This window comes from Jiangella gansuensis DSM 44835, assembly GCF_000515395.1.
GTDB classification, from domain to species: Bacteria; Actinomycetota; Actinomycetes; order Jiangellales; family Jiangellaceae; genus Jiangella; species Jiangella gansuensis.
The window spans coordinates 950,014-968,057 of record NZ_KI911782.1 but is presented as its reverse complement, the minus strand read 5'-3'; the positions used below and the strand labels follow the sequence as shown (position 1 = coordinate 968,057).

At 70.7% G+C, this 18,044-nt stretch carries 16 protein-coding genes; 7 read left to right on the top strand and 9 right to left on the bottom strand.

The genetic code is table 11. From position 1 onward, the window contains the following. Positions 1-58 precede the first annotated feature (58 nt). Positions 59-1,057 (bottom strand): cytochrome d ubiquinol oxidase subunit II, encoded by a 999-nt coding sequence (gene cydB, locus JIAGA_RS0104865; RefSeq protein WP_026874796.1) that lies wholly within the window; start codon positions 1,055-1,057, stop codon positions 59-61. An 11-nt stretch (positions 1,058-1,068) separates the two neighbouring features. Beyond that, complete coding sequence (locus tag JIAGA_RS0104860) at positions 1,069-2,556, bottom strand: cytochrome ubiquinol oxidase subunit I (RefSeq protein WP_026874795.1); 1,488 nt, start codon at positions 2,554-2,556, stop codon at positions 1,069-1,071. 84 nt (positions 2,557-2,640) lie between these two features. Here JIAGA_RS0104860 and JIAGA_RS0104855 point away from each other — a divergent pair, with 84 nt between their 5' ends. From JIAGA_RS0104855 to JIAGA_RS0104845, 3 genes are all read left to right on the top strand, one after another. Further along, positions 2,641-3,054, top strand: coding sequence for a BlaI/MecI/CopY family transcriptional regulator (locus JIAGA_RS0104855; RefSeq protein WP_026874794.1), 414 nt, complete (start codon positions 2,641-2,643; stop codon positions 3,052-3,054). Beyond that, the gene (locus JIAGA_RS0104850; RefSeq protein ID WP_026874793.1) at positions 3,051-3,977 is read left to right on the top strand and encodes a M56 family metallopeptidase; all 927 of its coding nucleotides are present in this window, start codon (positions 3,051-3,053) and stop codon (positions 3,975-3,977) included. The genes JIAGA_RS0104855 and JIAGA_RS0104850 overlap by 4 nt, the downstream gene beginning before the upstream one ends. 183 nt (positions 3,978-4,160) lie before the next feature. Next, the gene (locus JIAGA_RS0104845) at positions 4,161-4,481 is read left to right on the top strand and encodes a hypothetical protein (protein WP_026874792.1); all 321 of its coding nucleotides are present in this window, start codon (positions 4,161-4,163) and stop codon (positions 4,479-4,481) included. Positions 4,482-4,617: 136 nt separating this feature from the next. Here JIAGA_RS0104845 and rsmI read toward each other — a convergent pair whose 3' ends face one another. Then, on the bottom strand, positions 4,618-5,493 hold the full coding sequence (gene rsmI, locus JIAGA_RS0104840) for a 16S rRNA (cytidine(1402)-2'-O)-methyltransferase (RefSeq protein ID WP_026874791.1): 876 nt from the start codon (positions 5,491-5,493) through the stop codon (positions 4,618-4,620). 92 nt (positions 5,494-5,585) lie between these two features. Here rsmI and JIAGA_RS27595 point away from each other — a divergent pair, with 92 nt between their 5' ends. Beyond that, the gene (locus tag JIAGA_RS27595) at positions 5,586-7,169 is read left to right on the top strand and encodes a dolichyl-phosphate-mannose--protein mannosyltransferase (RefSeq protein ID WP_051425734.1); all 1,584 of its coding nucleotides are present in this window, start codon (positions 5,586-5,588) and stop codon (positions 7,167-7,169) included. A 46-nt stretch (positions 7,170-7,215) separates the two neighbouring features. On the opposite strand, the gene JIAGA_RS0104830 is transcribed toward JIAGA_RS27595, so the two are convergent. Together JIAGA_RS0104830 and JIAGA_RS0104825 are read right to left on the bottom strand one after the other, a co-directional pair. Next, on the bottom strand, positions 7,216-7,803 hold the full coding sequence (locus JIAGA_RS0104830; RefSeq protein WP_026874790.1) for a TMEM165/GDT1 family protein: 588 nt from the start codon (positions 7,801-7,803) through the stop codon (positions 7,216-7,218). A gap of 263 nt (positions 7,804-8,066) precedes the next feature. Beyond that, positions 8,067-9,305, bottom strand: a complete 1,239-nt coding sequence (locus JIAGA_RS0104825) for an MFS transporter (protein ID WP_026874789.1) — start codon at positions 9,303-9,305, stop codon at positions 8,067-8,069. Between the two features lie 111 nt (positions 9,306-9,416). Here JIAGA_RS0104825 and JIAGA_RS0104820 point away from each other — a divergent pair, with 111 nt between their 5' ends. Next, entirely contained in the window at positions 9,417-10,814 is a 1,398-nt protein-coding gene (locus JIAGA_RS0104820) for a DUF2252 domain-containing protein (protein ID WP_026874788.1), read from the top strand. Between the two features lie 77 nt (positions 10,815-10,891). On the opposite strand, the gene JIAGA_RS0104815 is transcribed toward JIAGA_RS0104820, so the two are convergent. From JIAGA_RS0104815 to JIAGA_RS27585, 3 genes are read right to left on the bottom strand one after another with little or no spacing between them, the layout of a single operon-like run. Next, a complete protein-coding gene (locus tag JIAGA_RS0104815) occupies positions 10,892-11,548 on the bottom strand; it encodes an SRPBCC family protein (protein WP_026874787.1) in 657 nt (218 codons plus the stop codon). After that, a complete protein-coding gene (locus JIAGA_RS27590) occupies positions 11,545-12,000 on the bottom strand; it encodes an ArsR/SmtB family transcription factor (RefSeq protein ID WP_084469471.1) in 456 nt (151 codons plus the stop codon). Before JIAGA_RS27590 ends, JIAGA_RS0104815 begins: the two co-directional genes overlap by 4 nt. A gap of 33 nt (positions 12,001-12,033) precedes the next feature. Then, positions 12,034-12,810: a TetR/AcrR family transcriptional regulator gene (locus JIAGA_RS27585; protein WP_051425732.1), complete on the bottom strand. Its 777-nt coding sequence runs from the start codon at positions 12,808-12,810 to the stop codon at positions 12,034-12,036. 51 nt (positions 12,811-12,861) lie between these two features. Between JIAGA_RS27585 and JIAGA_RS0104800 the strand changes: the two genes are divergently transcribed. After that, the gene (locus JIAGA_RS0104800) at positions 12,862-13,743 is read left to right on the top strand and encodes an ABC transporter ATP-binding protein (protein WP_035812096.1); all 882 of its coding nucleotides are present in this window, start codon (positions 12,862-12,864) and stop codon (positions 13,741-13,743) included. After that, positions 13,740-14,498 (top strand): ABC transporter permease, encoded by a 759-nt coding sequence (locus JIAGA_RS0104795; protein WP_026874785.1) that lies wholly within the window; start codon positions 13,740-13,742, stop codon positions 14,496-14,498. Before JIAGA_RS0104800 ends, JIAGA_RS0104795 begins: the two co-directional genes overlap by 4 nt. Positions 14,499-14,607: 109 nt before the next feature. Here JIAGA_RS0104795 and JIAGA_RS0104790 read toward each other — a convergent pair whose 3' ends face one another. Continuing rightward, entirely contained in the window at positions 14,608-17,970 is a 3,363-nt protein-coding gene (locus tag JIAGA_RS0104790) for a DEAD/DEAH box helicase (protein ID WP_051425731.1), read from the bottom strand. Positions 17,971-18,044 lie beyond the last annotated feature (74 nt).

Sequence of the window (18,044 nt, the reverse complement as noted above, 5' to 3'; positions counted from 1 at the left end):
CCCGCGTCGACGCCGGCGCATCGCGCCTGCTCACGACGGCACGATACCGAGCGCCGCCCTACGGGATGTGCTGGATTCCGATGCGGCGCCGGAACATCCAGTACACCCAGCTCTGGTAGGCGATCACGAGCGGAACGAACGGCACCGCCACCCACGTCATCACCGTGAGCGTGTACTCCGACGACGAGGCGTTGGCCGTGGTCAGGCCGTCCGCGGCATCCAGCGTCGACGGCAGCACGTCCGGGAACAACCCGCCGAACAGCGTCGCACCCAGGGCCACCACCGCCGCGAAGGTCGCCGTGAACGCCCAGCCCTCGCGGGCCCGGCCGATCGCGCTCGCGCCCAGGGCAAGCGCCGCTACAGCCGCCACCGCGGACGCCGCCACCGTCCAGGAAGCGTTGCCGTCGCGGAGGACGGTCCAGCCGAGGAACGCCGCAACCAGCGCACCGACCGGCAGCGCCAGCCGACGGGCCAGCCGGCCGGCCCGGTCGCGGATGTCGCCGACGGTCTTCAGCGCCACGTAGTGGGCACCGTGCAGCAGCGACAACATCAGTGTGACGACGCCGCCGAGCAGCGTGTACGGCGTCAGCATGTCCCCCAGGCCGCCGACGAAGTCGTGGTTCGCATCGAGCGGCAGGCCCTGCACGAACACGGCCAGCAGCACGCCCCAGGCGAACGCCGGCACCGCGGACCCGGCGAAGATGACGAGGTCCCAGCGCCGCCGCCAGCTCTCGGTGTCGCCCTTGGCACGGTACTCGAAGGCCAGGCCGCGGCCGATCAACGCCAGCAGGATCACCACCAGCGGCAGGTAGTAGGCCGACCACGCCGTGGCGTACCACTCCGGGAACGCCGCGAACGTGGCGCCGACGGCCGTGATGACCCAGACCTCGTTGCCGTCCCACACCGGGCCGATGGTGTTGATGAGGACGCGGCGCTCACGATCGTCCCGCGCGAACCGCCGGGTCAGCATGCCGACGCCGAAGTCGAACCCCTCCAGCGCCAGGTAGCCGATCCACAGCACGGCGATGAGCACGAACCACAGAGTGCTGAGCTCCATCGGGACACTCCCTAGTAGGCGAAGGTCAGCGGGCGGTCGGCGTCGTCGCTGTCGGCGTCGTCGCCGGGGGCACCGGGTGCCGAGCCGCCGCGTTCCCCGTCGTCGGCGGAGTCCGGCGGCGTGACGTCGGGCAGTCCGGGCCGGGCGTATTTGACCAGCAGATGCACCCACAGCCAGGTCAGGCCGGCGTAGAGGACGGTGAACGCGGCCAGCGAGGCGAACACCGTCGTACTGGTGGACCCGGGGGTGACGCCCGACGCCGTCGGCATCAGCCCGAAGACGAGCCAGGGCTGCCGGCCCATCTCGGTGAAGATCCAGCCGAATGTGTTGCCCGCGAGCGGCAGGACCGGCAAGACGGCGGCGGCTCGCAGCGCCCACCGCGACGTCGGCACCTGACCGCGCCGGGTGGCCCAGAGCTGCCACAGCGCGATGACGCCAGCCAGCCCGCCCGCGGTGATCATCATGCGGAACGTCCAGTAGGTCACCGGGATGTTGGGGCTGTAGTCGCCGGGGCCGTAGAGCTCCTCGTACTCCTCCTGCAGGTTGTTGATGCCCTGCACCTCGCCGTCGAACGACCCCGTGCCGAGGAACGACAGCAGCTGCGGGATCTCGATCGAGTACAGCGCCTCGCTGCCGTCCAGCGTCCCGACGGTGAACAGCGAGAACGGCGCCGGCTGCTGGGTCTCGTAGAGCGCCTCGGCGGCGGCCATCTTCATCGGCTGGACCTCGGTCATCACCTTGCCCTGGGTGTCGCCGGTGATGGCGACGCCGATGCCGCCGACGATGACGGTGACCGCGCCGATGCGCAGCGCGGTGCGGAAGGCCGTCCGGTCCGACGGGGCGCCGGGTTCGCCCTGTTCCGGAGCGCGGGCGCCGCGGACCAGGTGCCACATGGCGACCGCCGCGACCACGCCGCCGCCCACCATGAACGCCGCGAAGATGGTGTGCGGGAACGTGATGAGCAGGACCTTGTTGGTCAGGACGGCCCAGATGTCGGTGAGCTCGGCACGTCCGGCCGCCTCGTTGATCTCGTAGCCGACCGGGTTCTGCATGAACGAGTTCGCCGCCAGGATGAAGTAGGCCGACAGCAGCGACGCGAACGCCGTCACCCAGATGGTCGCCAGGTGGATCTTCGGTGGGATGCGCCCCCAGCCGAAGATCCAGACGCCGATGAACACGGACTCCAGGTAGAACGCGAGCAGCGCCTCCATGGCCAGCGGCGCACCGAACACGTCGCCGACGAAGCGGCTGAAGTCGCTCCAGTTCATGCCGAACTGGAACTCCTGCACCAGCCCGGTGACGACACCGACGGCCAGGTTGATCAGCAGCAGCTTGCCGAAGAACTTCGTCAGCCGCAGCCAGCGCTCGTTCTGCGTCCTCATCCAGACCGTCTGCATGATGGCGACGAGGAACGTCATGGAGATGGTGAACGGTACGAAGAAGAAGTGCACCACCGTCGTGATGCCGAACTGCCAACGAGCCAGATCGAGCACGTCCATACGCGTCCCTCGGCTTGGTACTACGTCCTGTCGTAGATTCTACGACACATCGTAGTACGACGTGCGGTCGGTAGACTGGGGGGTATGAGAGGACGGACCAGGTTGGGCGAGCTCGAACGGGCAGCCATGGAGCAGCTCTGGGCCTTCGACCAGCCCGCGACAGTGCGCCAGGTGCACGAGGCACTGTCCGGATCGCGTGAGGTTGCTTACACCACCGTCATGACCGTGCTCAACCGACTGGCCCGCAAGGGCTCGGCCGAACAGATCCGCGACGGCCGGGCGTACCGGTACCGGCCCGCGATGACCCGCGACGAGCTCACCGCGGAGCTCATGCACGAGGCGCTCGACACCGTCGACGGCTCCGACCGGACGGCGGCACTGCTGCGGTTCGTCGGCTCCGTCTCGGTGGACGACGCCGAGGCGCTGCGGGCCGCCCTGGCGGCAGTCGAGGCCGTGGAGGACACCGCACAGCCGTCCGACGCAGGCAGCGGGCCGTGAACGAGACCATCACCCCGGTCGTCCTGCTGGTGCTGGCGCTGCTGCTCACCGGACCGGCACCGGCACTGCTCGCCCGCGCCCGGTGGCCGCTCGCGGTACCGCGAGCGGCGCTCGTCCTGTGGCAGGCATTGGCCCTCGCGGCGGTGCTGTCCGCGCTGGGCGCGGGGGCATCGGCCGGAACCCTCGTCATGATGCACTCCTCGCCCGGCCCCGGAGTCGTGGTCCTGCACGCCGTGGCGCTGGTCCTGACGCTCGTGGTGGCGGCGCGGCTGCTGTGGTCGGCGCACACGCTGGGCATGGCGTTGCGGGCCCGGCGCCGCCGCCAACGCCACCTCGTCGACCTCGTCGGCCGGCCCGACCAGCGCGCACCCGGCGCCCTGGTGCTCGACGCCGCCCGGCCGGTCGCCTACTGCATCCCCGGACTACCGTCGCGGCTCGTGGTGTCCACGCCCGCACTGGACGGCCTGGCGCCGGCCGAGGTGGACGCGGTGCTCGCCCACGAGCGGGCGCACGCCCGTGCCCGGCACGACCTCGTGCTCGAAGCGTTCAGCGTCCTGCACAACGCGTTCCCCCGCGTCGTACGCAGCCGCGCCGCCCTGGAAGCCACCGCGGGGCTGGTCGAGATGCTCGCCGACGACGCCGCCCGCCGCCGCTGCGGCCCGGTACCGCTGGCGCGGGCGCTGGCTCGGCTGGCCGACGCGCCGGTCCCGGCCGGGACACTCGGGTCGGGCGCGGTGTCGCCGGCGGTACGCATCCGCCGGCTGGCCAGCGGCGACGCGGCCTGTCCGGGCAGCGTGGCGGGCGCGGTGCCGGCGTGGCTGCTGGCGGCCCTGGCCTACGCGGCGGCGGTCGCCCTCGTCGTCGTCCCCACGGTCGCCGTCGCTGCACCCTGGCTCACCGCCGTCGCGACCACCCTCACCTGACGCCGCCCGCCGACCCGCCGACCCCGCCCGACCCCGCCCCGCTGACTGACCCCCAAATGATCACGTTCGGCATGGGTCTTCCCGCTCCACCATGAATGCTTGCCCGGTACAGCGGGAGGACGCCTGGTGTCGGCCGGCGTAGGTTGACCACCGACGGCGCTGTCGACCCGAAGGGCGCTTTCGATGATCCCCACCGCCGGCCTGACGAACCCGACCGTCCGCGCACTCGTCACGGCGATCAACGACGGCGACCGCACCGCGTTCCTCGACCTCCTCACCGCCGACGCGACCCTGACCGACGACGGCAGCCAGCGGAACCTCGAGGAGTGGATCGACCGCGAAATCTTCACCGTCCACGGCCACCTCGACGTCGAGACGCAGCCGGCGGACGGCCTGGCGCTCATGGCGCGGTATCGCAACGACACCTGGGGCGAGATGCGCACGGCGTGGGCGTTCGCCGTCGTCGGCGGGAGGATCAGCCGTCTGGAGACCGGCCAGGCCTGAGCGGCCGACGTCAGTGCGCGTGGCGTCGCTTCGTGGGTTGCGCGCGAGGCGATCTCCCGCTGTACCAGGCAAGCATTCATGGCGGAGCGGGAACACCCATGCCGAACGTGATCATTTCGAGGTCGGCCGGCGTGGCTCAGGGGGCCGGGGGTTTCGCGGCGACGACGGCGTTGTAGACCTCGCGTTTGGGCATGCCGACCTCGCGGGCGATCGCGGCGATCGCCTCCTTCCTGGTCACCCCGGTGGCTTCGCGCTCGGCGACCAGAGCGGCCGCGTCGGCGGCCGACACGGGCGTCGCGTCGCGAACGGCACCGGCCACCACCAGCGTGATCTCGCCCAGCGGCCCGTCCTCGGCGGCCCATTCCGCGAGTGCGGCCAAGGAGCCGCGCTTGACCTCTTCGTGCGTCTTCGTGAGCTCGCGGCAGACGGCGGCCGGGCGGTCGCCCCCGAAGGCCTCGGCCATCGACCGCAGGGTCGCCGCCAACCGGTGCCGCGACTCGAAGAACACCATGGTCCGCGGCTCGGCGGCCAGCGCACCGAAGACCCGGGACCGTTCACCGGGCCGCCGCGGCGGGAACCCCTCGAAGCAGAAGCGGTCCACCGGCAGGCCGCTCACCGCCAACGCCGTGAGGACCGCCGACGGGCCGGGCACCGACGTCACCCTCACCCCGGCCTCGACCGCGGCGGCCACCAGCCGGTATCCGGGGTCGGACACCGAGGGCATGCCGGCGTCGGTCACCAGCACGACCCGGGCGCCGTCGGCGAGCTGCCGGATCAGGTCCGGGGTGCGGCCGGCCTCGTTGCCCTCGAAGTAGGAGATCAGCCGGCCGCCGATGGTCACGCCCAACGCGGAGGCCAGCCGCAGCAGCCGGCGGGTGTCCTCGGCGGCGACGACGTCAGCGCCGGCCAGTTCCTGCGCGAGCCGGGGCGGGGCGTCGTCGACGTCGCCGATCGGGGTGCCGGCCAGCACCAGGACGCCGTCGGTCGGGTCGGTCAGCGCTGGTCGGTCCACGGGTCCATCCTCGCGCAACCGGCGACGGCGGCCACACCGGCTTGCACCGACACGTCCGGCGAGTTCTCAGCGGGCGCTCGTAGGATGACCCGGTGACCCAGACGGTAGACGCGCCCGAGGCGTCCGGCGGCAGCCGTGCCGCGGACGTGCTGCGCGCGCGGTTGAACCGGCCGATGCCGACGGACCGGGTCTGGGGCTGGATCGGCCCGCTGCTGGTCGGCGCGATCGCGGCGGTGCTGCGGCTGGTCGATCTCGGCCGGCCACACAAGATCATCTTCGATGAGACGTACTACGCCAAGGACGCGCTGTCGCAGCTGGAGTTCGGCCACGCGCGCAAGTTCGTCGAGGACGCCAACGAGCGCATCCTCGACGGCGACCTCGACGTGTTCCTGGACGAGCCGTCGTTCGTCGTGCACCCGCCGGTCGGCAAGTTCCTGATCGCTCAGGGCATCCGGGTGTTCGGCATGGACCCCTTCGGCTGGCGGGTCGCGGTGGCGCTGGCCGGCGTGGTCACGGTGATCCTGCTGGCCAGGATCGGCCGGCGGCTGTTCCGGTCGACGCTGCTGGGTTGCCTGGCCGGCCTGCTGCTGGCTGTCGACGGGCTGTCCATCGTGATGAGCCGGACCGCGGTACTCGACGGCATCCTGGCCATGTTCATCGTGGCGGCCTTCGGCTGCCTCCTGGTCGACCGCGACCAAGCCAGAGCCAGGTACGCCGAGTGGGCGGCGGTGAAGGTCAGCGCCGGCCAGGCGATGGGCGACGGCCCGTTGTTCGGCTGGCGGCCGTGGCGGATCGCGGCCGGCGTGATGCTCGGCCTGGCGTGCGGCACCAAGTGGAGCGGGCTCTACGTCGTCGCCGTGTTCGGGCTCATGACGGTGCTCTGGGAGATCAGTGCCCGCCGGGCGGCCGGCATCCAGAGCCCGGTGCTCAACTCGCTGCTGCGGGACGGTCCGATGGCGTTCGTGTCGATGATCGGCGCGGCCTTGGCGACGTACCTGGTGTCGTGGTCGGGCTGGATCGCCTCCGCCGACGCGTGGAGCCGGCAATGGGCGGCCGACAACCCGCCGTCGACGCTCGGGGCACTCGTCCCGAGCTGGTTGCGCAGCCTGTGGCACTACCACTGGGAGATGTGGCACTTCCACACCGGCCTCACCAACGACCACGACTACATGTCCCAGGCGTGGGAGTGGCTGTACCTGGGCCGGCCGGTCTCGTTCGACTACGAGAGCTTCGACCTCGGCGAGAACGGCTGCGAGGTGGAGCGGTGCAGTCAGGCGGTGCTCGCGCTGGGCACGCCGCCGCTGTGGTGGGGAGCCTGCGCGGCGCTGCTGGTCTGCCTGTGGTGGTGGTTCAAGCGTGACTGGCGGGCCGGCGCAATCCTGGCCGGGGTCATCGCGACCTGGGTGCCGTGGCTGATCTTCGTCGACCGCACCATCTTCTACTTCTACGCCGTGGCCGTCATCCCGTTCATGGTGCTGGCGGTGGTGTTCGCGCTCGGGCTGATCATCGGTCCACGGGACGCGTCACCGAGCCGGCGGGCCATCGGGGTGGCCATCGCCGGTGGCTACGTGCTGGTGGTTCTCGCCGCGGCGGCATACTTCTATCCGATCCACGTCGACCAGCTCATCCCGTACGACGACTGGCGCGCACGCATGTGGTTCGACCGCTGGATCTGACGCCGGCCGCCGACCGCCGGTCGCCGGCTGGCCCTGCCGACCGGGGTCACGCCAGCTCGCCGATGCCCTCGATCAGCAGCCAGATGCCGAACAGGACGAACAGGGCGGCGGCGCCGTAGCGGATGACGTGCTCCGGCAGCCGCTGCCCGAGCATCCGCCCGACGACGATGGCCAGGGCGTCGGCGGCCACCATGCCGATGGTGGACCCGATCCACACGCCGACCCAGTCGTAGTCGGTGGCCAGCGTGATGGTCGCCAGCATGGTCTTGTCGCCCAGCTCGGCCAGGAAGAACGCGGTACCGACGGCGATGACCGCGGACCGCGTGGCCCGCTCGGCCTTGCCCTTCTCCTCGTCGGTCAGGGTGTCGCCCCGCCACGTCCAGGCGGCGAAACCGAAGAACGCGACGGCGGCGACGACGTTGATCCAGCCGGTTGGCAGCGCCGCACCGAGCCCGAAACCGATGGCCACCGACGCCAGGTGGACGATGGTGGTGGCGATGGTGATGCCGAGGATCACGTGCCACGCCTTGAAGCGGGTGGCGAACGTGAGGGCCATGAGCTGAGACTTGTCGCCGAGCTCGGCGACGAAGATGACACCGAAGCTCACGAGGAACGCGGCCCAGAGGTCGGCCATCGATTTCCTTCCGATCACGCCGGACCGGAAGACGCGAGACTCCGACCCGGCATTGCTGCCATGGGTCGAAGGTCTCGCCCGCCTCGAGTTCGAGGCCGCGCGGCCGGACGCCAGACTCGGCGTCAGTGTGTCGACCGCGACATTGGGGGCTACTCCCCTTCGCTGCTGTGAACACTACCGGTGCGGGACGCCCGGAGGCCAGCCGACGTGGGGAGCCTCACACGGGCGCACCAGTCTCACCGGCATTCCTCCTGATCATGCGGTCAGGCGCGGCCGCCGCGGACCACGGCCACCGCGGCGAGCGCCATCACACCCGCACCGGCCAGCGCCGGAACGTTGACGTCGGTGGCCTGGGCCAGCACGCCGGCGAGCACCGCGCCGGCGGGTGCGCCGACGATTCCCGCGGTGCGGCTGGCCGCGCTGACCCGGCCGAGCATGTCGACCGGCACCCGTTGCTGGGTCAGCGTGACATCGTGCACGTTGACGATCATGCCGGCGACCCCGAAGACGCCCAGGGCGGCCGCCGTCGTTGCCGGGTGCGGCACCGAACCGATGACGGCGAGGCAGCCGGTCTGCGTGGTCAGGGCGATCACCAGCGCCCGGACGCCGCCGACCCACCGGCCGACCCGCGCGGCCACCAGCCCGCCCACCGTCGCGCCCGCTCCGTACGCGGCCATCACCAACCCGTAGACGACGTCCGACGCGCCGGCCCATCGGGTGATGATGAGCACCATCAGCGCGGTCAGCCCGCCGATGACCAGGTTGCCGAGCAGGTTGGCCACGCAGATCGCGCGCAGCAGGTGGTCGCCCCAGAGCCGGCGTAGGCCGTCGGCGATCTCGGCCCGCAGCGTCGAGCCGGCGGCCCGGCCCGGCGCCGGGACCGGGCCGGACGCCGTCGTCGTAGTTCTCGGCAGCGACGCGATGAGAGCCGCGCCCACCAGGTATGTCGCGGCATTGATGGCGAACGGGACGGGCGCAACCGCCGCGACGAGCAGCCCGGCGACCGGGGCGCCGAGGAACGTGCCGGCCAGCGCCTGCCCCGTCATGAGCCGCGCGTTGGCCGACGGCAACGCCGCGCGGGGCACCAGGGTGGGCAGGATGGCCGTCGCGGCGTTGTCGAACAGGGTCTGCAACGTGGTGAGTGCGAACGCCAGCGCCGCCAGCAGCGCGAGGTGTGCGTACCCGAGCACGAGCGCCAGCGCGAACAGGCCGACCAACGCGCCCCGGACCGCGTCCACGACCCACATGGCCCGCCGCCGGTCGAGCCGGTCGGCCAGCGCGCCGCTGAGCAGCCCGAAGAACAACCACGGCAGGAAGCCCGCGGCTGACACCAGCGACAACGCCAGCGGCGACGTGGTGAGGCCGGCCGCGACTACCGGCAATGCGACGTTGCGCAGGGCATCGCCGAAGCGCGACAACACCGCCGCGGACCACAGCCGCCCGTAGCCGCCCCGCCAGCGCGGCACGGTCACGGCAGCACTGGTCTCCGCCGCGATTGCCATGCCGCGGAACGCTACGGCCCGGCACCGACAACGTCGGCGCTCGCCGAGCGCCGAGTCCGCGGATCAGCGACGATGGACGTCGCACCGACACGAACGACGAGAGGAAGCGCCGTGGCAGTCACCGTGACCAGGGTCGAGGCCGATCGAGCTGCCGGCAAGGCACTGCGGGGCACTCTGCCGCGATCTGGGCACGCCGTGGTCGCGCCGCCCGAACGCGACCCCGTCGGCATCCTCGTCGAGCAGCATGCCAGCCGGTTGGCCGAGCTGGTCCCGGTACGTGTCGGACGCATGCTCCAGTCGCCGTTCGCGTACTACCGCGGAACGGCCGCCGTCATGGCCCACGACCTGGCCGCCGAGCCGCGCACCGGGGTCGAGGTGGTGTCGTGCGGCGACGCCCACATCTCGAACTTCGGCCTGTTCGCCTCGCCCGAACGGCAGTTGCTGTTCGACCTCAACGACTTCGACGAGGCCGGCAGCGCTCCGTGGGAGTGGGACGTCAAGCGGCTGGCCGCCAGCGTCTACGTCGGCGGGCGCGACATCGGCATGGACGAGAACGCATGCGAGGAGGCTACGGAGACCGCCGTCCGCGCGTACCGCGACGCCCTGCGCGAGCTCTACGAGATGACCGCGCTGGAACGGTACTTCTACCAGGTTGACGTCGAGCGGCTGGAGAACCTCGTGAGCGCCGACAGCCGCTCTGTGCTGCGCAAGACCGCGAAGAAGGCGCGCGGTCGCACGTCGGAGCAGGTTCTCGCCAAGATCGTCACCGTCGAGTCCGACGGCCGGCCGTGTATCGCCGACCAGCCGCCGGTCACCCGGCACGTCAACCACGCCACCTTGGACCAGCTACGCGTCCTGTTCGAGCGCTACCGTGCCACCCTGCGGCAGGACATCGCACTGCTGCTGTCGCAGTTCGACCTGGTCGACTTCGTGCTGCGGGTGGTGGGCGTCGGAAGTGTCGGCACCCGCTGCTACGTCCTGATGCTGGTCGGCCCGCACGGCGAGCCGTTGTTCCTGCAGGCCAAAGAGGCGCAGGCATCAGCGCTGTCCACCTACGGCGGCATGCCCGACATGCTCCCCGACGGCGTGCCGGACGGCGACCAGCCACACACGCAGGGGCACCGCGTCGTCGCCGGTCAGCGCATCCTGCAGGCGCAGTCCGACCCGTTCCTCGGCTGGATCACCGGCTGGGCCGGCGAGGCGGAGCACCGCCCCCGGGTCGACTACTTCTGGCGGCAGTTCCGCGACATGAAGGGATCGGTCGAGCTGTCGACGCTGAAGCCGTCGCAGTTCTCCGCCTACAGCGCACTGTGCGCGGGGATGCTCGCCCGGGCACACAGCCAGTCGGCCGGCGGCGCGGCCGTCCGCGGCTACCTGGGCCGGTCGGACTCGTTCGACCGGGCAGTGGCCCAGTGGGCCCGCGGCTACGCCGACATCTGTGAGGCCGACTACGCCGCACTCGCCGCCGCGGTGAAGTCCGGATGCGTGCCCGCTGAGCACGGCGTCTGACTCGTGTCCGCCGCGCTCCCATGATCATCAAGAGTTGACCCGGTCATAACCGGATCAACTCTTGATGATCACGTGCTTCACGTCTCGGGCTGCCCGGTATAGAAGGCGGTGGTGCGGTCGGCCGCGGCCTGGGCGGCGGCCTCGCCGGCGGTGCCGGCGGCGATGTTCGCGTCGCGCCACTTCTCGCTGGCCAGTGCCACGAAGCGCTTGCCTTCCTCCGACGTGGTCCACGCTTCGACCGCTGCCGGGTCGACGGCCGCTTCGGCATCGCCGCCGAGGTGCAGGGTGAGGCCGATCAGCCCCAGATCCCAGCCGACACCGGTCGCGCCCGGGCCGAACTGGTCCCAGAACTGCAGTGCTTCATCGTTGATGAGGGCGAGGTGCTCGAGCTCGAGTCGAGCGCGCTCGCCGCCCTCGTCTGCGACGCGGACCTCGATCCAGCTCACGTTGCCGCCGAACTCCCAGGTTGCGGTGAAGCTCTTCGGTGGGTCGCACCGCTCGACGACGCCGCCGGCGTTGCCCTCGAGCTGGTAGCGCCCGCCTTCCTTCAGGTCACCGCTGACCGGCAGGAACCAGCGCGGGATCCGCTCCGGGTTGGTGCAGGCGTCCCAGAGGTCATCGGCGGTCGTGGGGTAGGTCTGACTGACGACGACGGCGCGCGCCTCGCCGGCCTCGAGGACTCGGCCGCCGACTTGGCGGCGCACGGCGTTGATCTGCTGGACGACATCGATCATGAGGACTTCTCCTGGTCTGTCTCGTGGCCGGGACGCTCACCCGGCTTGTGCGGTTCCGTTGCCTGTGCCGCCGGTTCAGCTGGGGCTCGTGGTGCGGCCGCGGTGCCTCGCTCGACCTCCGCGCGCAGCCGACGCTCGCGCTTGCCGCGGGCCAACTCCGTCGCCAGCGCCTCCAGCGGCGGGGTCCAGAAACGCCGGAAGCGATCGAGCCAGGCGTCGACGTCGCGCAACGGGTCGGTGCCGACCGCGTAGAGCCGCCGCGCGCCGTCCGGCCGGACGGTCGCGAAGCCGGACTCACGCAGCACCTTGAGGTGTTGCGAGACTGCGGGCTGGCTGATGCCGAACTCCTGCTGGATCACGGCCGTGACCGCACCGGAGGTCAGCTCGCCGTCGGCGAGCAGTTCCAGGATGCGGCGCCGGACCGGATCGCCGAGCACGTCGAACGCATGCACGTCCCCGACGTTATCGCCATCAGCTTATATAAGTCAACGCCTATCAGAGGGTGCGTCCGTCGCGAGGCGATCCGCACTCTCGGCGCGGGCCGCGACGCCGGCCAGGATGACGTCGATCGCCAGCTCGAAGTCGGTGTCGTCGGAGCCGCCCGCCACCTCGCCGTCGAGGATCGCCAGCATCCGCGGGAACTCCCCGGGCGGCGCCATCGCCCGCAAGCGGCCGGCCAGGAACGCGTTGACGTCGTCGACCTCGGGCACCGAGGCGCCCATGCTGGCACCGAGCTCGACGTCGCCGCGGATGTACGTCCACAGCAGGGTGACGACGGAGATCGCCTCCGCGCCGCCGAGGCCCGACCCGGCCAGGCAGGCCAGGCCCGCCTCCAGCCAACGCACCCGCGACGGCATCAGGGGCTCGCTGGTGATCGGGAGCGCGGTCAGCCACGGATGGGCCTGGTAGGTGCGGCGCATCGCGGTGGCCCAGGCGGCGGTGCGGACCCGCCAGCCGTCGTCGTCGTCGAGTGATTCATGCGTGGACGACGACGGCGGCGAGGCGAGGGCGGCGTCGGCGGCGAGGATCAACAGGTCCTCGCGCGACTCGACGTAGCGGTACAGGGACATGACGCCGCTGCCGAGCCGCTTCGCGACACCGCTCATGGTGATGGCGTCGACGCCGTCACGGTCGCCGAGCTCGACCGCCGTCGTCACGATCTGTTCGAGGCTCAGCCGCGGCCGCGGCCCCTTCGTCGGCGCCGGCGCGATCCCCCACGCCGACTGCAGGGCGCGCGACAAGCCGTAGTCGTCTGTGGTCACGTCACCAGATTACTGCGTAACCCTTACTGCGTAAGTGTTACGCTATACAGCATGAGAGCTTCCGAAGTCGCGGTCGACGTCTCCGACCTGCGCATGTCCTACGGCAACCACAACGTTCTCGACGGCGTCAGCTTCACCGTCCCCGCAGGTCAGGTCTGCGCCCTGCTCGGGCCGAACGGCGCCGGCAAGACGACCCTCATCCGGATCCTCACCACCCTGCGGCGGCCCACCGGCGGCAGCGCGCGCATCCTTGGTCAGGACGTGGTGACCTCGGCCGCGGCGGTGCGCCGGCTGATCAGCGTCACCGGCCAGCACGCGTCGGTCGACGAGGAACTGACCGGGCGCGAGAACCTCGTGATGATCGCCCGGCTGCTGGGCCGGCGCCGGCGCGACGCCGCCGCCCGGGCCGACGAGCTGCTGGCGTCGTTCGGGCTGTCCGACGCCGCCGACCGGCGCGCCGGTCAGTACTCCGGGGGCATGCGGCGCCGCCTCGACCTCGCCGCCAGCCTCGTCGACTCGCCGCCCGTCGTCTTCCTCGACGAGCCGACCACCGGCATGGACCCGCGCAGCCGGCAGGACCTATGGCGGCTGGTGGCCGGACTGGCGGACTCCGGCACCACCGTCTTCCTCACCACGCAGTACCTCGAAGAGGCCGAGGCGCTGGCCGACCACGTCGCCGTCCTGCACGGCGGCCGCATCGTCGCCTCCGGGACGGCGGCGGAGCTGAAACGTCAGGTCGGGGAGGAATGGATCGAGCTCACCTTCGCCGACGGGTCGCACGAGCAGGTCGTCTCCGACGGCAGCGCCGAACGGCTGCGCGACGTGCTCAACCACTACCACGCGGCCGGCCGGCCGGTCGCGTCCGTGACCGTCCGTACGCCCACCCTCGACGACGTCTTCCTCACCCTGACCGACCAGGAGGTCGCGGCATGATCGGCTCCACTCTCGTCTTCACCCAGCGCAGCATGGTGCACTCGCTGCGCAACCTGGACAGCCTCGTCACCGCGATCGTCGCCCCGGTCGCGATCATGCTGCTGTTCGTGACGGTGTTCGGCTCCGCCCTGTCCGGGGTGTCGGCCAGGTCGTACGTGGAGTACGTGACGCCGGGCGTGATGCTCCTGTGCGCCGGCTTCGGCGCGGCGTTGACGGCGACGTCCGTGCATACGGACGTGACGCGCGGGGTCGTGGCACGGCTGCGCACCATGCCGGTACGAGCGTCCGGCGTCGTTGTCGGGCACGTCCTGGCCAGCGTGGCGCGCAACTTGGTGTCGACGGCGCTCGTGCTGCTGGTCGCGGTGGCGCTCGGGTTCCGCTCCGACGGCTCGTTCGTGGAGTGGGTCGGCGCCGGGGCGCTGCTTGCCAGCTACATCGTGGCGCTCACGTTCGTCGCGGCCGCATGGGGGCTCGCGGTGCGGTCGGTGGACGCAGCCGGCATGTTCAGCTTCGTCGCCCTGTTCCTGCCGTACTTGTCGACGGCGTTCGTCCCGGTCGACAGCCTGCCGGGCTGGCTGCAGGGGTTCGCCGAGCACCAGCCGGTGACCGTGGCCATCGAGGCGCTGCGCGGCCTGGTGACCGGGTCCGCGTCCGCCGGCGACCTGGTCGCGTTCACCGCCTGGTTCACCGGGTTGGGCGTGGCTGCGGCGCTGGCGACGGGCTGGCTGTTCCGCCGGGCCGCCCTGCGCGGGTGAGCCGTGCGGTGTGCCCTCCATGATCATCGGCGATCGGCCACGCCTGGGCGGGGTGGATCGCCGATGATCATGGGCTCACCGCTCGGCGGGACGCCGTGGACGGCGCGTGCTACTGGAGGAGGTCGCGGATGTCGTCGATGCCGAGGCTGCTGCCGAACAGGTTGCCGTCGTCCATGACGCTGGCGGACAGATCCGCCTTGCGTGCTTTGAGCGCCATGACCTTCTGCTCGATGGTGTCGGCGGCGATCAGCCGGTACACCATGACGTTGCGGGTCTGTCCGATGCGGTGGGTGCGGTCGACGGCTTGGGCTTCGGTGGCCGGGTTCCACCATGGGTCGAGGAGGAAGCAGTAGTCGGCCTCGGTGAGGTTCAGGCCGAACCCGCCGGCTTTGAGGCTGATCAGGAAAACCGGCGCCATTCCGTCCTTGAAGCTGGCGATCACCTGCTCGCGGTGGCGGGTGGAGCCGTCCAGGTAGCAGTAGTCGATTCCGGCGGCGCCCAGGTGCTCACGCACCACCCCGAGGAACCCGGTGAACTGGCTGAACACTAGTGCGCGGTGGCCGCCATCGACGACCTCACGGAGCTGTTCGAGCAGCATGCCGATTTTGGCGCTGGGCAGTCCGGCGTGGTCGGGGTCGACGAGCCCGGCGTGCAGGCTCAGCTGCCGCAGCAGCGTGAGTGACCGCAGGATGGTGAAGCGGTTCTTGTCGATGTCGTCCAGCAGTCCGAGCACCTTCTGCCGCTCACGCTGCAGGTGCTTCTCGTAGACCTTGCGATGCGCGGGGTGCAGCTCGACCTCGGTGACCTGCTCCTGCTTGGCGGGGAGGTCGGTGACCACCTGATCTTTGGTGCGGCGCAGGACCAGCGGCCTGATGCGGCGGCGCAGTTGGGCGAGGAGCCCGGTGTCGGCCCGCCGCTCGACCGGACGGGCGTAGTACTGCTCGAAGCGGCTCGGGCTGGGGAACAGGCCGGGCGCGGTGAGCGACAGCTGAGACCACAGCTCCATCAGATTGTTCTCCACCGGCGTGCCGGTGATGGCCAGCTTGAATGCCGCGGGTAGCTTCCGCGCGCTCTGATACGTCTTCGACTGGTGGTTCTTCACGTGCTGGGCTTCGTCGAACATCACCCCGGACCACGACACCTGGGCGTAGGCGTCGGCGTCCAGACGCATCAGCGTGTAGGTGGTGACCACGACATCCGCGCCGTCGATGACGTCGTCGATGGACTGACCGCGACGGCGCAGCGTGTCCGTGACCGGTACGACGCTTAGCCCGGGCGCGAACCGCGCGGCTTCGGCCACCCAGTTCGACACCACGCTGGTCGGCGCGACGACGAGGAACGGTGCGCCGCCCGGGACGGTCTGCTTGGCGTGGCACATCAGCGCCAGCGCCTGCACCGTCTTGCCGAGGCCCATGTCGTCGGCGAGGATTCCGCCGAGCCCGTGTTCCCATAGGAACGTCAGCCACCGGTATCCGTCCAGCTGGTAGGGGCGCAGTTCGGCCAGGAGCGTGCTCGGCGGTTGGGTGTGCCGGAACGAATCGGCCGTCAGTAGCCCCTGGACCTGGCGTCGCCAGGCGTCGGCCTGGCTGGTCACGATTCCCAGTGCCATGAGCTCTTCCCAGAGCCCGGCCTGGAACCGGCTGATCCTGGTGGTGGTGCTGGTGCTCTCGCCGAGTGCGCGGGCCTCCTCGATGAGCTTGCGCAATGCCTGCAGCTCGGGCTTCTGGACGGAGAAGTACGCGCCATCGGGCAGCAGCAGGTACGGCTCGTCCCGTGACAGTGCGCTGAACACGTCGACGAACGGCACGTCCTGGCCCTCGACGGTGATGGTGACGCCCAAGTCGAACCAGTCGGTTTCGCCTGGCGATGCCTCGGTGGACACGCCGATGACGACGGAGTCTCCGACCTCCCGGTAGTCGGCGGGGTCGCCGGTGACTTCGACGTCGACATCGGTGAGGTCCTCGAGGCGCCGGACGGCCTCGGTGCTGAACCGCATGGTGTCCAGCCCGTCCAGCCGGCGCCGCGAGACGACCGACGGCTTCTGGTCACCGAAGCCCCGCGTGAGGCGTCGAATCGCCTCGTCGGTCTCGCCCGGTGACAGCTCGATGCCGTCGAGCTCGGCATCGACGCTCGCCAGCAGCGCGCGCTCCGCGTCCCGGTCGCGGAACTCGTCGTCCTCGTGATGGACACCCAGCGAGTACCGTCGTTCCTGGTCACCGATGCTGTAGAGCCACTCCCAGTGCAGGTCCAGCGCGTGGTCGTCGTCGTAATCGGCGCGGACGACCAGCCTCGGCCCGGAGAGATCCGGCGGCGCGAACGAACCGTCCGACGACTCGACCGTCACCAGCCGGTGCAGTCGTGGGGCGTACTCGTCGCGGAACCGGTCGCCGTCGGAGGCCGGCACCGTCAGCGGGTTGCCGTCGAGCACCATGGTCTGCAGCTGGTGATCCACGGGGCGGTCGAACCTGGCCAGGCCGAACCGCCAGTTCTGCGAGTCGGTGCCGGACTCGGCGTCGGCGCGGCTCGCGTAGACCAAGCCGTGGGCGTCGTCGCCGATGAACCGGACCGGGACGACGTCCTCGCCAACCCCGTCGACGGCCAGCGTCGGCGCGATGACCAGGTCGCCGGACTCCGCGGCCTTCGTGACATCGAGCGACAGCCGGGCGGTGCGATAGCCGTCGATGTCGCCCCAGCTCTTCTTCCGATGCACCAACCGGATGCCCAGCAATGCTGCCTCGTCCAGCATTGGCCACAGCTGGCTGGACTCGAACGCCGTCAGGTCGAGGTACTTCTCCTCGGTCTGGTAGTACGGAAAGAACGCTGACGCCTGGCGTCCGGCCTGGTGCAGTGTGTAGAACTGGCGCAGCCACTGCACCTGATCGGCGCGGTGCTGTTGGACCCCATAGGGCTGCCGCAGCCCGGACCAGCTCAGCTGCCCCGCCACCCAGCCGTTCTGCCCCGGCCGCACCACGCGCGCCCGCAGTTGCGGCTGCGTGACCTGGTTGCGCCGCCGCGTGGACGTCCGCGGCGTGTACAGCGACAGCTCCACCGCCAGGGGCACAGCGTCGTCGTCGCGGCCCTGGCCGGTGCCGTCGTCGCCCAACAGCGAATCCAACGCCCGCGTCCACGCCGGCACAGCGGGTTCGGGCGTGGGTTGCTCCGTCGGCCGTTCGTCGGACACTGCGGCGATCAGCAATGCGACAACGTGCTTGCAGTCGAACTTCACCGGACAGGTGCAATAGCCTTCGGCGAACGTGTACGTCGCGTCGTCAAGCGGATCCATCACCGCCGCGGTGACGTAGGGATCACGGCGGCTACCGATGACCTTGCCTGTGAACATGCAGCGCGCCGGATCCCACTCGATATCGGACACCGCGCCCTGCTGGGCATACATCAGCCCGCGCACATACGCCGACGGGCCCACGACGGCGCGTAGCCCCAGATCGTCCTCAGCCGGCACGTTCGTCCACATGCCCCGACACGTTAGCCGCTGGCGCCGACAGACTCGTTCGCCTAGGCCAGCGGGTCAGAGTTTCACCGTACTGT

Bases quoted from the DNA above. Each gene is read 5' to 3' on its own strand.
- cydB (WP_026874796.1), bottom strand. From the start codon at position 1,057: ATGGAGCTCAGCACTCTGTGGTTCGTGCTCATCGCCGTGCTGTGGATC.
- JIAGA_RS0104860 (WP_026874795.1), bottom strand. From the start codon at position 2,556: ATGGACGTGCTCGATCTGGCTCGTTGGCAGTTCGGCATCACGACGGTG.
- JIAGA_RS0104855 (WP_026874794.1), top strand. From the start codon at position 2,641: ATGAGAGGACGGACCAGGTTGGGCGAGCTCGAACGGGCAGCCATGGAG.
- JIAGA_RS0104845 (WP_026874792.1), top strand. From the start codon at position 4,161: ATGATCCCCACCGCCGGCCTGACGAACCCGACCGTCCGCGCACTCGTC.
- JIAGA_RS0104830 (WP_026874790.1), bottom strand. From the start codon at position 7,803: ATGGCCGACCTCTGGGCCGCGTTCCTCGTGAGCTTCGGTGTCATCTTC.
- JIAGA_RS0104825 (WP_026874789.1), bottom strand. From the start codon at position 9,305: ATGGCAATCGCGGCGGAGACCAGTGCTGCCGTGACCGTGCCGCGCTGG.
- JIAGA_RS0104815 (WP_026874787.1), bottom strand. From the start codon at position 11,548: ATGATCGATGTCGTCCAGCAGATCAACGCCGTGCGCCGCCAAGTCGGC.
- JIAGA_RS0104800 (WP_035812096.1), top strand. From the start codon at position 12,862: ATGAGAGCTTCCGAAGTCGCGGTCGACGTCTCCGACCTGCGCATGTCC.
- JIAGA_RS0104795 (WP_026874785.1), top strand. From the start codon at position 13,740: ATGATCGGCTCCACTCTCGTCTTCACCCAGCGCAGCATGGTGCACTCG.
- JIAGA_RS0104790 (WP_051425731.1), bottom strand. From the start codon at position 17,970: ATGTGGACGAACGTGCCGGCTGAGGACGATCTGGGGCTACGCGCCGTC.